Annotated in this window: 11 protein-coding genes; 5 read left to right on the forward strand and 6 right to left on the reverse strand. The window is 62.2% G+C overall.

The window, feature by feature from the left end; genetic code table 11:
- Position 1 precedes the first annotated feature (1 nt).
- From RAE19_RS02490 to RAE19_RS02500, 3 genes are all read right to left on the reverse strand, one after another.
- Positions 2-751, reverse strand: a complete 750-nt coding sequence (locus tag RAE19_RS02490) for an electron transfer flavoprotein subunit beta/FixA family protein (RefSeq protein ID WP_313873432.1) — start codon at positions 749-751, stop codon at positions 2-4.
- 222 nt (positions 752-973) lie between these two features.
- The gene (locus tag RAE19_RS02495; protein ID WP_313873433.1) at positions 974-2,245 is read right to left on the reverse strand and encodes a mechanosensitive ion channel family protein; all 1,272 of its coding nucleotides are present in this window, start codon (positions 2,243-2,245) and stop codon (positions 974-976) included.
- A 68-nt stretch (positions 2,246-2,313) separates the two neighbouring features.
- Positions 2,314-3,267 carry a histone deacetylase family protein gene (locus RAE19_RS02500; protein WP_313873434.1) on the reverse strand — a complete coding sequence of 318 codons (954 nt, stop codon included), beginning with the start codon at positions 3,265-3,267 and terminating at the stop codon, positions 2,314-2,316.
- Positions 3,268-3,308: 41 nt separating this feature from the next.
- Between RAE19_RS02500 and RAE19_RS02505 the strand changes: the two genes are divergently transcribed.
- From RAE19_RS02505 to RAE19_RS02515, 3 genes are read left to right on the forward strand one after another with little or no spacing between them, the layout of a single operon-like run.
- Complete coding sequence (locus tag RAE19_RS02505; protein WP_313873435.1) at positions 3,309-4,229, forward strand: AAA family ATPase; 921 nt, start codon at positions 3,309-3,311, stop codon at positions 4,227-4,229.
- Entirely contained in the window at positions 4,229-5,218 is a 990-nt protein-coding gene (locus RAE19_RS02510; protein ID WP_313873436.1) for a DUF58 domain-containing protein, read from the forward strand. The genes RAE19_RS02505 and RAE19_RS02510 overlap by 1 nt, the downstream gene beginning before the upstream one ends.
- 7 nt (positions 5,219-5,225) lie before the next feature.
- Entirely contained in the window at positions 5,226-7,223 is a 1,998-nt protein-coding gene (locus tag RAE19_RS02515; protein WP_313873437.1) for a DUF3488 and transglutaminase-like domain-containing protein, read from the forward strand.
- A 3-nt stretch (positions 7,224-7,226) separates the two neighbouring features.
- Here RAE19_RS02515 and RAE19_RS02520 read toward each other — a convergent pair whose 3' ends face one another.
- On the reverse strand, positions 7,227-8,570 hold the full coding sequence (locus RAE19_RS02520) for a DUF945 family protein (protein WP_313873438.1): 1,344 nt from the start codon (positions 8,568-8,570) through the stop codon (positions 7,227-7,229).
- 199 nt (positions 8,571-8,769) lie between these two features.
- Between RAE19_RS02520 and mltB the strand changes: the two genes are divergently transcribed.
- Positions 8,770-9,819 carry a lytic murein transglycosylase B gene (gene mltB, locus RAE19_RS02525; protein ID WP_313873439.1) on the forward strand — a complete coding sequence of 350 codons (1,050 nt, stop codon included), beginning with the start codon at positions 8,770-8,772 and terminating at the stop codon, positions 9,817-9,819.
- Between the two features lie 3 nt (positions 9,820-9,822).
- Positions 9,823-11,241: an SPOR domain-containing protein gene (locus tag RAE19_RS02530; RefSeq protein WP_313873440.1), complete on the forward strand. Its 1,419-nt coding sequence runs from the start codon at positions 9,823-9,825 to the stop codon at positions 11,239-11,241.
- A 24-nt stretch (positions 11,242-11,265) separates the two neighbouring features.
- On the opposite strand, the gene RAE19_RS02535 is transcribed toward RAE19_RS02530, so the two are convergent.
- Both RAE19_RS02535 and RAE19_RS02540 read right to left on the reverse strand, forming a co-directional pair.
- On the reverse strand, positions 11,266-12,135 hold the full coding sequence (locus RAE19_RS02535; protein WP_313873441.1) for an HDOD domain-containing protein: 870 nt from the start codon (positions 12,133-12,135) through the stop codon (positions 11,266-11,268).
- An 89-nt stretch (positions 12,136-12,224) separates the two neighbouring features.
- Positions 12,225-13,181: an alpha-E domain-containing protein gene (locus RAE19_RS02540; protein WP_313873442.1), complete on the reverse strand. Its 957-nt coding sequence runs from the start codon at positions 13,179-13,181 to the stop codon at positions 12,225-12,227.
- Positions 13,182-13,183 lie beyond the last annotated feature (2 nt).

The raw sequence follows: 13,183 nt of genomic DNA on the forward strand, positions 1-13,183 counted from the left end.
ATCAGATTACCTTTGCAACATTCTTCAGTTTGTCCACCAGGGTCGCCACATCGGGCACCTTGATACCGGCGCTGCGCTTGGCAGGTTCAGCCACGCTCAGAGTCTTGATGCGGGGAGCCACATTCACGCCGAGGTCTTCAGGCTTGAAAGTGTCGAGTTGCTTCTTCTTGGCCTTCATGATGTTGGGCAAGGTCACATAGCGGGGCTCGTTCAGGCGCAAGTCGGTGGTGATGATGGCCGGCAGGGTAACCGCCAGGGTTTCCAAGCCGCCGTCCACTTCACGGGTCACGTGGGCTTTGCCGTCCACCACTTCCACCTTGGAGGCAAATGTGGCTTGGGGCAGGTCAGCCAGGGCTGCCAGCATCTGGCCGGTCTGGTTGCAATCGTCGTCAATGGCTTGCTTGCCGAGGATCACCAGGCCGGGCTGCTCTTTGTCGACCAGAGCCTTGAGCAACTTGGCCACAGCCAAGGGTTGCAGCTCCTCAGAAGTTTCCACCAGAATGCCGCGGTCGGCACCAATGGCCATGGCGGTACGCAGGGTTTCCTGGCACTGGGCCACGCCGCAGGACACGGCGATCACTTCCGTGACCACGCCCTTTTCCTTGAGGCGCACGGCTTCTTCCACGGCGATCTCGTCAAAGGGGTTCATGCTCATCTTGACGTTGGCGATGTCTACACCCGTGTTGTCCGACTTGACGCGAACCTTCACGTTGTAGTCCACCACACGTTTGACGGGTACCAGGACTTTCATTGCTGCGACTCCAGATAGTTAGAAATTTGGTCGTTTTAGTTGACGTGCACGTCAATCATCTGATTCTATGCCGTACCAAGCTCCCCAAGAATTTTCTCAAGGATTGCATGCAGGTTATCACAAAATAGAACGATCGTGCTTTTTTGGAATTATAGCGGGGCCAAACTGGGGTGTACCCGCTCGATGCCCCCTCTTTTAGGGGGGTGTATCAGAAATGGCCGCCTAGCGGCTATGGACCACCCGCTGGGGGTACGGAATATCGATCCCGTTATCGCGCAGGGCTTTGAGGATCGCCAAGTTGATCTCCGACCTGAGATTGCCCTGCCCATTTTCGATGTCGTTAATCCAATAGGTGAGCGTGAACTCGAGCCCGTCCGCTCCGAAGTTCGCCAACTGCGCCGCCGGGCCGGGCTCATGCAGCACACGGGGCTGTGTGAGGGCGGCATTGGTCAAGAGTTGCATGACCTGGTCAACATCGCTCTCGTAGCCCACAGACACCGTTAAGGTTTGGTTGACCCGGGGATCCGCCAGCGACAAGTTCTCAACCCGTTGGGTGATCAACATCTCATTGGGAACAATCGACTCGCGCCCGGACATACTCCGCACCACGGTGTAGCGGGCATTGATCTGGGTGATCAACCCCTCAAAGCCATCCACCCGAACCACATCGCCAATCCGCATGCTGCGCTCGGTGAGGATCACAAAACCCGAGACGTAATTGGCCGCGAGTTTCTGCAAACCCAAGCCAATACCCACGCCCACCGCACCGCCCAACACCGACAGGGCCGTCAAATCAATGCCGACCGCTGAAAGGGCCATCATCAAGCCGACAAACATCAACAAAGCGCGCACGGCATTGCTGGCCGCTTTGCGCAGTGACAACTCGCCTCCGGTTGCCGAGCGCAACAAGCGCGACTCAATGCCGGCAGAAATCCACAGCGTAATGATCAGCACGCCACCCGCCGTGACCATGCCTTCCAAGATGTTGCGGACCGATAGCGTGGTGCCGCCGACTTTCCAGGTAATCTGGTCCAGCTCATTCAAGATGACCGGCAGCAAGCCGCTTACCCACAACACCATGGCCATCCATGCAACCCAGGAGATGGTCTGCTCCAAGGGCTTGATCCAGCGAGCCTCAGCAAAAGTCGCCTGCAACACTTTGACTCCCACCCGGATCACCACCAAAGACATCAGCACCGGAATCACCAGGCGGAACACCGCAATGTTCACAAAATGACTGAGCAACTCCAGCATGGCGTAACCCAGCACGAGCAAAGCCAGCGGAAAGAACACGCCGTCCACCACCTTTTTGCCAAACCAGATCGATTTGCCGCTGTCATCCCCCAAGGCCCGGCGCAATGCAGCCACCAAGCCCCACGCAAAGGCCACACTGAGGCCCAAGGCGGCCAGCTCTAGAAGTACTGTGGGCTGGGTGAATGCCTGGAGCCAGCCGGCAAAGTCATCAATAGGCTGGGGCGCTGGGGTCTGTTTCATAAAGTCGTCCATCCAAAAAAATACCGCCACCCTCATCGGGCAGGGCTGTGGAGGATACAAAAGAATCGTTAAGCGTCAGAAAGTGCCCGCAGATGGGCCTCGACGCTGCGGGCCAAAGCGCCCAAGTCGTAGCCCCCCTCGAGGCAGGAAACGATCCGGCCCTGCGCATATTGGTCCGCCACAGAGCGAATTTGTCCGGTCAACCAGTGGTAATCGTCTTCCAACAAGTCCAACTGTCCGAGTTCATCGTCGCGGTGCGCGTCAAAGCCAGCGCTGATAAACACCATCTCCGGCCGGTAGGCATGTAGCCGGGGCAACCAATGCTGCATCACCAACTCCCGGACCGCGCCACCGCGGGTGTGGGCCGGGACCGGCAGATTGAGCAAGTTACTGGCGTTGGAGCGGGCTCCGCCCTCAGGGTAAAAAGGGTGCTGGTAAAAGCCCAGCATGAGGATGCGTTGGTCCCCGTCGATGATGTCCTCGGTGCCGTTTCCGTGGTGCACATCGAAATCCACAATCGCAACCCTGCGCAAACCATGCCGCTCCAGCGCATGTCGGGCCGCCAGTGCCACGCTATTGAAAAAGCAAAAGCCCATGCCTTCATTCTTGCCGGCATGGTGTCCGGGCGGGCGGACCGCGCAAAAAGCGTTGTCCATGTCACCGGCCATCACCGCATCCGTAGCCGCCAACGCGGCCCCGGCCGCACGCAGCGCGGCATTCCATGTGTGTACATTCAAGGAGGTGTCGGGGTCCAGCCAGGCGTGCGTCGCACCAGCGCCTGCCGGTTTGCTGCGCAAACCGTCGGCCAAAGCCTGAAGCCGGGCAATGTAGCGCGGGGTGTGTGCCAGGGTCAGGTCGCTGAGTTGGGCTTGCGGCGCCTCCCGCGCATCCAGGGTGCGGGCCAGTCCGGAGTGCAGCAGCTGCTCATGGATGGCACTCAGCCTTTCGGGGCATTCCGGGTGCCCTGCACCCATTTCATGCAAGTGGCAATCTGGGTGGGTAAAGTATCCGGTCTTCTTCACCTGCGTTCTCATCTCTTTGTATTTTCGGGTAACGTCTTGCCATGGACATCCAAGACAAACTCAGATCCCTGCTCAACCAGCTTAACACGGTGATTGTGGGCAAACCCGACCAGATCCGTGACTGCGTAGCCTGCCTTTTGGCTGGTGGCCACCTGCTGATTGATGATGTGCCCGGCGTCGGAAAAACCACCCTCGCGCACGCACTGTCACGCACCTTCGGCCTGCAGTTCTCCCGGGTGCAATTCACCTCGGACTTGATGCCCAGCGACCTGAGTGGCGTCTCGGTCTACGAGCGCGCCAAGGAGGCCTTTGTTTTCCATCCGGGCCCCTTGTTTGCCCAAGTGCTGTTGGCTGACGAAATCAACCGTGCCAGCCCCAAGACGCAGAGCGCGCTGCTGGAGGCCATGGAAGAAAAACAGGTCACGATCGAAGGAGAAACCCGGGCCCTGCCCCGCCCCTTCTTTGTGATCGCCACCCAAAACCCCTTGGATCAGCTGGGCACCTACGCTTTGCCCGAGTCACAACTGGACCGGTTTTTGATGCGTATTTCCCTGGGCTACCCCGACAGGGCCGCCGAGCGCGCACTGTTAGCGGGCTCAGACCGCCGCAACATGGTCGATCATTTGCCCAGCTTGCTGGCAGGCGATGAACTCGCCACGCTGCAACAAGCCGTGATGGCAGTGCACACCGCAGACCCGCTGCTGGACTATGTGCAAGACCTGATCACCGCCACCCGCAGCGGGCGCTGGTTTTTGCAAGGCCTGTCACCCCGCGCAGGTATTGCCTTGCTGCGCGCAGCCAAAGCGCAGGCCCTTCTATGCGGGCGCGACTATGTGGCGCCGGACGACGTGCAGGCCGTGCTGCCTCAGACCGTTGCCCACCGCATGATCCCGGTGGGCGATGCCGGCCGGGGAGCCGAAGAGCAGGTGCGCGCCATGATGCAAGCAGTGCCGCTGCCCTGATGACCCCCACCCGGAACCCGGTCACGCTCTTTCGGCGGCGTTTTCAGGCGTGGTTCGAGTCGCGCATGCCGCGCCAGGACAGCGCAGTGCTGACGCAACGCAACGTCTACATCCTGCCCACCCGCCCGGGGCTGATGCTGGGGCTGACGCTGCTGGTGTTGCTGATTGCCAGCATCAACTACCAGCTTAATTTGGGCTACTTGCTGACCTTCATGTTGACGGGGGCGGCCATCATCGGCATTCATGTGTGCCACGGTACGCTGACAGGCCTCACTATGCATTTGATAGCGCCAGACGCATGTTTTGCGGGCGCCAGCGTGCCATTAGGCATTCAACTCAACAACCCCTCCAAGCGCACCCGCTATGGCATTGGCTTGGCGGCCCTGGGCAGCGGGCACTGGAGCTGGGCCGATGTCGGCCCCCAGGGCAGCAGCAAAGTGCACATCAGTTTTGTCGCCAACACCCGGGGTCTGCAGCCGATCCCGACACTCACCGCCGAAACCCGTTTTCCCCTAGGCACTTTCCGAGTCTGGACAGTATGGCGCCCGGCCACCCAGGTGCTGATTTACCCAGCGCCGGAGCCCCATCCGCCCCCCCTGCCCCTTGGGGAGCCCCGCACCGGAGGCGCCCCCACCGCCCAGCGCCACACTACCGGCGAGTTCGATGGGGTGCGCGCCTATCGACGGGGCGACCCGCTGAAATTGATCGTCTGGAAAAAAGCCGCCAAAAGCGATGACTTGGTCAGCCGGGATGCACAGCAGGCCCAGCGCCTCGAGCTGTGGTTGGACCTTGCCAGCGTTGAGCAAAGCTTGCGCAGTCGCGCAGCAGGCGCAGCCCGCGAGCAAGCCCTGTCCCGCCTGTGTGCCTGGGTGCTGCAAGCAGAGAGCCGCGGTTTGCGCTACGGCCTGCGCCTGGCCAGCCGCGAACTGCAGCCTGACAGCGGCCCTGCCCACCAGAAAAACTGCCTGCAAGCGCTGGCACTCGCCTGAGCCCGACATGTTGCAACGTTTGAACCACCTGCCCCGCGACGCGCGCGACACCCTGTTTTTGCTGGGGGTGATTGCCTGGGTCATCCTGCCGCAAATCGATCGCCTGCCGCTTTGGTGCAGCCTGATGGCCGGCGCGGTGCTGCTGTGGCGCGGAGTGCTGGCGTGGGGGAGCCGCCCCCTGCCTTCGCGCTGGTGGCTCTTGGCGCTGCTGGCGCTGGCGACTGCCGGCACCTGGATGAGCTATCGCACCCTGCTGGGGCGGGATGCCGGGGTGACCTTTATCGTCGTGTTGCTGGCCTTGAAAACCCTGGAAATGCGTGCGCGCAGAGATGCGTTTGTCATCTTCTTTCTGGGCTTTTTCACCATGCTCAGCAACTTCTTCTTTTCACAAAGCCTGTTGACAGCAGCAGCCATGGTCGTGGCACTCCTGGGCCTGCTCACTGCGCTGGTCAACAGCCACATGCCCGTGGGGCGGCCGCCCTTGATGCAAGCAGCGCGCACCGCCGCCTGGATGGCGCTCGCCGGCGCCCCCATCATGGCGGCACTCTTCATGCTGTTTCCGCGGATTGCCCCGCTATGGGGCTTGCCGGGCGATGCCATGAGCGGGCGCAGCGGCCTGTCGGGGCAGATGCAGGTGGGCACAATTGCCAGCCTCGCCCTGGACGACAGCATTGCCATGCGCATCCGCTTTGAGGGGGCCCTACCGCCCCAGCGCGACATGTATTTCCGCGGCCCGGTGTTTTCGAGCTTTGACGGCAAGGAGTGGCGCCCCCTGCGATCCGCCTTCCCCCAGCGCCTGCAACTGCAGCCGGATTTGGCGGTGCAGGGCCCCGCTTACAGCTACCAAGTCACGCTCGCCGCCAACAACCGGCCGTGGCTGATGGTGTTGGACGCCACACCCCAAGCGCCGGAAATACGGGGCTACAGCGCAAGCATGGGCCCCGATCTGCAATGGCAGGCCAACCAGCCGATTGCCGACCTGGTGCGCTACCGCGCCACCAGCTACCCCGAGTACCGCCATGGGCCCGACCGCCTGGCAGTAGGCCTGCAGGACTACCTGGATCTGCCGCCCGGCTTCAACCCCCGCACGCTGCAGCTCGCCGCTGACTTGCGCCGCCAGCCGGGTCTGGCCACCGCAGGTGCCCAGACTTTGGTCGATACGGTGATGGACAAACTGCGCACCGGAGGCTATGAGTACACGCTGGAGCCCGGGGTCTACGGCACCCATACGGCCGATGAGTTCTGGTTTGACCGCAAGGCCGGCTTTTGCGAGCACATTGCGTCCAGTTTTGTTTTGCTGATGCGCGCACTCGATGTACCGGCCCGCATCGTCACCGGCTACCAAGGCGGGCAGGTCAATAACGTCGACAGCTTCTGGACCGTGCGACAAAGCGATGCCCACGCATGGGCGGAGGTCTGGATGGCGGGCCGCGGCTGGGTGCGGGTGGACCCCACCTCGGCCGTATCGCCGGGCCGCACCGGGACCTTCCAGCGCCTGACACCCCAGCCCGGCGTGCTGGCCCAAGCCTTGAACGCGGTGAGCCCGGGCTTCACCCTCAACCTCCGGGCCCTGTGGGAAGCCACCAACAACCGTTGGAACCAGTGGGTACTCAACTACAGCCAGGCCAAGCAAATGGATTTGCTGCGCAGCCTCGGCTTCAGCGCCCCGGACTGGCAGGACCTGAGCACCGTGTTGATCGGGCTGATCGTGGCGGCCAGTCTGAGCGGCGCCGGCTGGAACTGGTGGAATCGCCTGCGCCGGGACCCGTGGTTGCAGGCGCTGGAGACTGCACGCCAGCAGATCAAGGCTACTGGCTTGCCGGTGGCGCCCGGGTGTACCCCCCGCGCTTTGGCCCTGTTGCTGCAAACTGACCCAAGGGCCAACCCGCTGGCCGTGCAGTGGTTGCTGCAACTCGAAGCGCTCCGCTATGGCAAAACCGATGCAGCGGGCGCGCTGCGCACGGCACGCCTGCAATTGCGCACTATGCGCTGGCTTTCGCCTTGATGGCTAGACAGCTGGGGCCGGCATCGGCAACTCCGAGGGGGCTACCGCAGGCTCTTCTTCTTGCGGCAACTCCAGGTTCTGGCCCGAGAAAAATGCATTGAGCCACATATCGAGGCGCTGCAGGCCCAAGTTCAGTAGCGCGCTGTCCGCCGTCTTTTGGTTGAATTTGAGTACACCATCACGGTAGTCGAAGCCCGCTTTCACGCCATCGGGCAGCGCCGTCGCATAGCCCGAGGACACGGCAAACTCTTTCTGATCCGGTGGCATCAGCCCACCCCGGATTTGAATACTCCCTTGGGATGACAACTGCTCCGCAAGCTGGAGTTCGCGGGCCTTGGCGGGCGCCACCGTGAGCGCTACATCGGCGTCCAGGCTGCCGTCCCGGGTGCGCGCTTGGAGCTTGGTGATACCGACACTGACGCCAGACACCAGCAAGGCTTGCACAGCATCCCGCATCTTTTCACGTTGACCGGGCGTCAGGCTGCGCAAGCCGCAGGTCGCAGACAACACCTCGCCGGCCGAATTGACACTGGGCGCATGCAAGTTCGTCACATCCGCTTGCAACACCACGTCTTCCACCGCCATGTCGGCAGCCCTCAGCTCTTTCACCGATTGGGTAACCCGCATGTCCATGCGGTCTGCGCGCTGCCGGGTCTCGGTGCTGAGGTGCAAGCCCCGGGCGTTGAAGCTCGCGCCTTTGAGGGTCGCCACATCCAGCGCAAGCGCGCCCATGCCGGTTGCGTGGTTCTGCACATCGAAATGCAAGTTCAGCTGCTCCGCCTGCAAGACCTCGCCGCTGCCACGCAAGACCATGCGCGGCATGCTCCACCCCAGCTTCACCGCAGACCCCACCACCACCAGCGTACCGCTGGACGCTGCGGCCACCAGGCTTTGGCCTTTTCCTTTGAATTGCATCTCCGGCAAGCGCATATCCGAGCGCAACACGCCGTCGTAACCCGCACTGCCGGTGCCACTCAACCGGCCCGCGCGCAAGCCTTCACCCGAGGGGCCGAGATCCGAGGCAACAGCTGCCGACCAATCAATACGCGTCAGGCTCTCGCGGTCCGGCACATGCCGGGCGGTGTACTCCACATGCACCACCGCGGGCTGGTCGGGGTCCGTTGCACAGTCGCTGCGCCATTCCAGATCCAGGCTACCCCGCGAATGCAGCCAGCCAGCCTCGTGCTCCAGCCGCGCAATCCGGAAATTGCCCTCCGCATGGGCAGCCGCCAAGCTGCGCAATTCGGCACGCAGGGTCAGGCCGGCATACCACGGCACGGCCAACGCAGCCGTTGCGGCCAATGCCACCGCGCCCACCCCCATTTGAACTTTAGAAAACGAACGCATCAGTCAAGCAGCTCCAAACCCCTGTTTTACCCGTAGCAGGGCCTCGGTGAGACCCGCAAAAGCATTTGATTGTCGCCGTGCCACGCAGGGCCTGCCTGCCACTCGCTACACTGACCCCAACCTCTTACCTCCAAGTTCCCACGTGTTCCTCAAAAAGTCTCTGTTCACTCTCGTTTTGATAGCTGCGTGCGCAAGCGCCATGGCCGCATCCAGCCCAAAACATACAAAAAGCAAGCCTGCCCGCCATGCCGTGAAGCCGGCACTGCCCGAAGGCACCGCCTACGGTGATCGCGCCGACGTCATGCGGCTGGCCGATGACATTGCACAGCGCCGCAACCTGGATGCAGAGTGGGTCCGCAGCACCCTGTCCAAGGCGCGCATGTTGCCCTCGGTGGTCCGGGCCATTACCCCACCGGCCGTGGGCACTCCGAAAAACTGGGCGCTGTACCGCAGCCGCTTTGTCGAGCCGATCCGTATCCGTGCAGGCGTCAAGTTCTGGCTCGCCAACCAAGAGACACTGGCACGCGCCGAGGCGCAAACCGGTGTGCCCGCCAGCATCATCGTGGGCATCATCGGGGTGGAAACTATTTATGGTCAGCAACTGGGCAACTACCGGGTGATCGATGCGCTGACCACCCTGGCACTGGACTTTCCAGACGCACACCCTCGCAAAACAGACCGGCAAGCGTATTTTTTGAGTGAGCTGGAGGCCTACCTCAGCCTCACCCAACGCACCGGCACTGACCCCACGGCCTTGCGAGGCAGCTATGCAGGCGCCATGGGCTGGCCCCAGTTCATGCCCTCGAGCTGGGTGAAATACGGTATCGACTTTGACAATGACAGCCGGGTTGACCTGTTTCACAGCCAGGCAGACGTCATAGGCTCGGTGGCCAATTATTTCCAGGCGTTCAAATGGAAGCCGGGAATGCCCACCCATTACCCCGTGCAATTTGAGGTGGCCCGTCTCGATATGCCCACCCTCATGGCGCCCGACATATTGCCCACCTTCAGCCCTGCCGCCATGCAGGAAAAAGGAGTCATCCTCCCGGCCGCAGCCCTCAACCACCCTGGCCCTCTGGCGTTGGTCGAACTGCAAAATGGCGCAGACGCCCCCACCTACGTGGCCGGCACCGAGAACTTTTACGCCATCACCCGCTACAACTGGAGCAGCTACTACGCGATGGCGGTAATTGACCTCGGGCAGGCCGTGGCCCAAGCCTTGCAGGCGCAGACAGGCGTGCCAAAATAAGCCATGGCCACTGCCCCGACCACCGAACTGGACAACACGGACGAACACTCGACTACTGCACTGTACCGCGCGGCCATCGGGGATATCAGCAATGGCTACTACCTGCCCCGCTTCACCCGCTATGAGGCAGCCGACCGACCTGGCCTGAGCTGGAACTGGGCCGCCGCGCTCAACACCCTGAACTGGCTTCTGTTCCGCCGGCTGTGGCAAGCAGCCTTGGTCTACAGCGGCAGCATCGTCGCGCTGGCCTTGCTGCTGTTCGGTATCGGCAAGCTGGTATTCCAGTTTTCTGAAGGCACGCAGTGGGGCCTGCTCGCCGCTTTGGTGGCCTTGGCCTTTGTGGTGCCCGGACTCGGGGGCAATGCGCTCTATTACTTGGCAACACGCCAGCGGGTGCAGGCCGCCCTCACCAAAAACCAGTCGGTATCCGAAGCTTGTGAGCAGCTCAGTAAAGAGGCCAGTACCCGGAAAGGGCTGATCATCATCGCAGCCTGCAACTTGGTAGTAGCCGCCATCGCAGCCCAGTCGTATGCCATGTTCACCGGGTTTGAGCCCCTGCCTGCCGGAACACCTGTAGCCGTAGGGGTGGTGTCTGAAGGCCGCAATGTCGTCAGCGGCCGCGCCATTGATGCCACGGCAGCGGACAGTGGCAAAGCTGCTGCCTCGGCACCCTTGGCGGCGTCTGCGGCGTCTGCGGCGTCTGCGGCGTCTGCGACATCTGCCCCTTCGGCCCCAGCGTCGGCATCTGCATCAACATCGACCGCTGCCGCTGCATCCCTGCCCGCTTCTGCTCCGGCTCCGGCCCCTGCCCCGACCGTCAGCGCTGCTGCACTCGCAGGTCCGCCTCTCGTGACTGCAAGCGCTGTGGCCAGCAAGCCGGTTTCGACAAGCGCGAGCGCGCCGGTGCCCGCCGCCTCGTCGCCCGCCAAACCGCCAGTCGCCCCCGCATCAGCGCCGCGCTTGTTGCCTGCTGCGTCTGCTGCATTGCCAGCCATCGCCAAACCTGCTGCTGCCGCCAGTGCCGCAAGCCCTCCCAGGCCCGCCCCGGTGGCCTTGCGCTCGGCGGCTGCGGACTTGGCTGCGCGCGAAGTGGCCGCATCGCTAGGGCAGTCTGCTCCGGTACGGCCAGCCACTCCAGTCACACCGCGCCCTGCTGCCGCTGCACCAGCACCAGCAGAAGTACCCGAGGCCAACCGTTTCGTGGTGAATGTAGGTCTGTTCGCAGATGCGAACAACGCACGCAATGCGCTGGTCAAGCTGATGGACGCCGAGCTGCCCGTGGTGAGCAAGGAAATCCGCTTCCCCAAAGGCAATCGCACCCGTGTGCAAGTCGGCCCCTTCGACACCTTGGCCGAGGCCGATGCCGCGGCCGACAAAGTCCGCGCCCTGGAGCTCGAAGCCCGCGTCGCCCCCGTACCCTAGCCCGCCGGGCGGAGGCTCGGTGACTTAGAAACCGGCCGGACCGGTGAATTGCTCGTGCAGCGCGTCTTGCCAGTGCTCGATTTCTTCTTCGCTCACATGCAAATGGGCCAAGCATTCCGCGCCGTGTAAGTCCCACTCACGGTGCTGCTGCACGCCTTCATGCAAAGCCACCAGGTGTTCAGCCAACAAGGCCATGGCCACCAAGGTGCGCACCTTGGCAGGAATATTGTGGTCTTTGAGCACCGTGAAATCGTGGTGTAGGCGCACGGCGTGGGCCACATCGGGGGAGAGGCGCCAGGTTTTGGCAACGATGGCGCCCACTACCGCATGGTCGGTGCGGTGGGCTTCGTTCTCCACCTCCGTCACCGTTTTGTCCGTTTGGGCCAGTGCGTGGGATAAGGTGGCCTCGTAGCCCTTGATGCCTTGCAACATCACCGGAATGCCCACGTTGCAAAACAGCCCGCAGGTGTGCGCTATGTCCGCATTCACGCCATACATCTGCCGGGCGATGTAGCCCATGGCATAGGCGCGGCGGGTGGAGGTTTCCCAGAAATGCTCCAAGAGTGGTGACTTGACCTGAATCGTCTCGCGCAACAAAAAGCCGGTGAGGATCGACACGGTTTGCGAAATACCCAGCAAGGCAACAGCTTCTGCCACGGTGGCTGCCGGACGCGAGCGGGCGTAAATGGGGCTGTTGGCCACCTTGATGAGCGCCGCAGCCATAGCAACATCGCGCGAGGCGATGCGGGCAATGGTGGCTGGCTCCGGGTCTTCGCGGTTCACCTCGACCCGCAGGTCGGACAACAGCGCCGGGCAGGGCTGAATGACGATGTCTTTCAGGGGCCCTTCGGCCCGCGCTGTCTCAATCTCGCGGTCAATATCGGCTACGCGCATAGGTGCTCCTTGTTCTGAACATTATGCTCAGCACACCCTACAAAAAACGGCCCTTGCGGGCCGTTTTTATATGGGTTTGTACTAGTCCTTCAGGTCACTGGAACCAGAAATTCGCGACTGATATGCGCACCCAGGTCATTGACCCGATCCAGGAACTGGGTCAGGTAGGCGTGCAGGCCGGTGGCCAGAATCTCGTCGATACGTCCGTATTGCAGCTCCGAGCGCAGCTTGCCGGCGCGGCGCAGGGTTTCGCTGTCGGGATTGCTGGCCACGAGAGCCAGGTTACCCACTACCTCGTTCAGGCTGGCATGCAGCGAGCGCGGCATATCGGGCTTGAGGATGAGCAATTCAGCCACACGCTCGGGCTTGATGACATCGCGGTACACCTTGCGGTAGATCTCAAACGCCGACACGCTGCGCAAAATCGCGCTCCAGTGGTAGAAGTCGTATTCCTGATCCTTCTCGCTCGCAGCACCAAAGAAGTCGCTCTCCACTGCGTGGAACTTCACGTCGACCAAACGCGCGGTGTTGTCGGCCCGTTCCAAGAAGGTGCCCAAGCGCATGAAGTGCAAAGACTCGTCCATCAGCATGGTGCCCACCGTCACTCCGCGAGAGAGGTGGGAGCGGAACTTCACCCACTCAAAAAACTGCGAAGGATCTTTCTCAAAGTCTCCGCTCTTGATCATGCGCTTGACTTCGAGCCAGGTGGTGTTTTGCGTTTCCCACACCTCGGTGGTCAGCGCCCCGCGCACCGCACGTGCGTTCTCGCGGGCAGCACTCAGACAAGACATGATGGAGGACGGATTGCTCTCGTCCTTGACCATGAAGTCCATGACCTCGCGAGCCTGGATCTCGCCGTACTTTTCCTTGTAGGAATACAGCAGCTCACTGATGGACAGCAGGCCTTGCCAGCCCATCTGGGCCACGGCTTGGGATTGGGGAAGCAGCGATGTCTGGTAGTTCACATCCAGCATGCGTGCGGTGTTTTCGGCCCGCTCGGTGTAGCGGGACATCCAGAACAGATGGTCAGCGGTGCGTGACAACATAG

This window comes from Rhodoferax potami (assembly GCF_032193805.1).
GTDB classification, from domain to species: Bacteria; Pseudomonadota; Gammaproteobacteria; order Burkholderiales; family Burkholderiaceae_C; genus Allorhodoferax; species Allorhodoferax potami_A.

What these genes read in the sequence shown, in the direction of transcription:
- RAE19_RS02520 (WP_313873438.1), bottom strand. Translation starts at nt 8,570, where the DNA reads ATGCGTTCGTTTTCTAAAGTTCAAATGGGGGTGGGCGCGGTGGCATTG.
- RAE19_RS02510 (WP_313873436.1), top strand. Translation starts at nt 4,229, where the DNA reads ATGACCCCCACCCGGAACCCGGTCACGCTCTTTCGGCGGCGTTTTCAG.
- RAE19_RS02540 (WP_313873442.1), bottom strand. Translation starts at nt 13,181, where the DNA reads ATGTTGTCACGCACCGCTGACCATCTGTTCTGGATGTCCCGCTACACC.
- RAE19_RS02515 (WP_313873437.1), top strand. Translation starts at nt 5,226, where the DNA reads ATGTTGCAACGTTTGAACCACCTGCCCCGCGACGCGCGCGACACCCTG.
- RAE19_RS02495 (WP_313873433.1), bottom strand. Translation starts at nt 2,245, where the DNA reads ATGAAACAGACCCCAGCGCCCCAGCCTATTGATGACTTTGCCGGCTGG.
- RAE19_RS02490 (WP_313873432.1), bottom strand. Translation starts at nt 751, where the DNA reads ATGAAAGTCCTGGTACCCGTCAAACGTGTGGTGGACTACAACGTGAAG.
- mltB (WP_313873439.1), top strand. Translation starts at nt 8,770, where the DNA reads ATGGCCGCATCCAGCCCAAAACATACAAAAAGCAAGCCTGCCCGCCAT.
- RAE19_RS02530 (WP_313873440.1), top strand. Translation starts at nt 9,823, where the DNA reads ATGGCCACTGCCCCGACCACCGAACTGGACAACACGGACGAACACTCG.
- RAE19_RS02535 (WP_313873441.1), bottom strand. Translation starts at nt 12,135, where the DNA reads ATGCGCGTAGCCGATATTGACCGCGAGATTGAGACAGCGCGGGCCGAA.
- RAE19_RS02505 (WP_313873435.1), top strand. Translation starts at nt 3,309, where the DNA reads ATGGACATCCAAGACAAACTCAGATCCCTGCTCAACCAGCTTAACACG.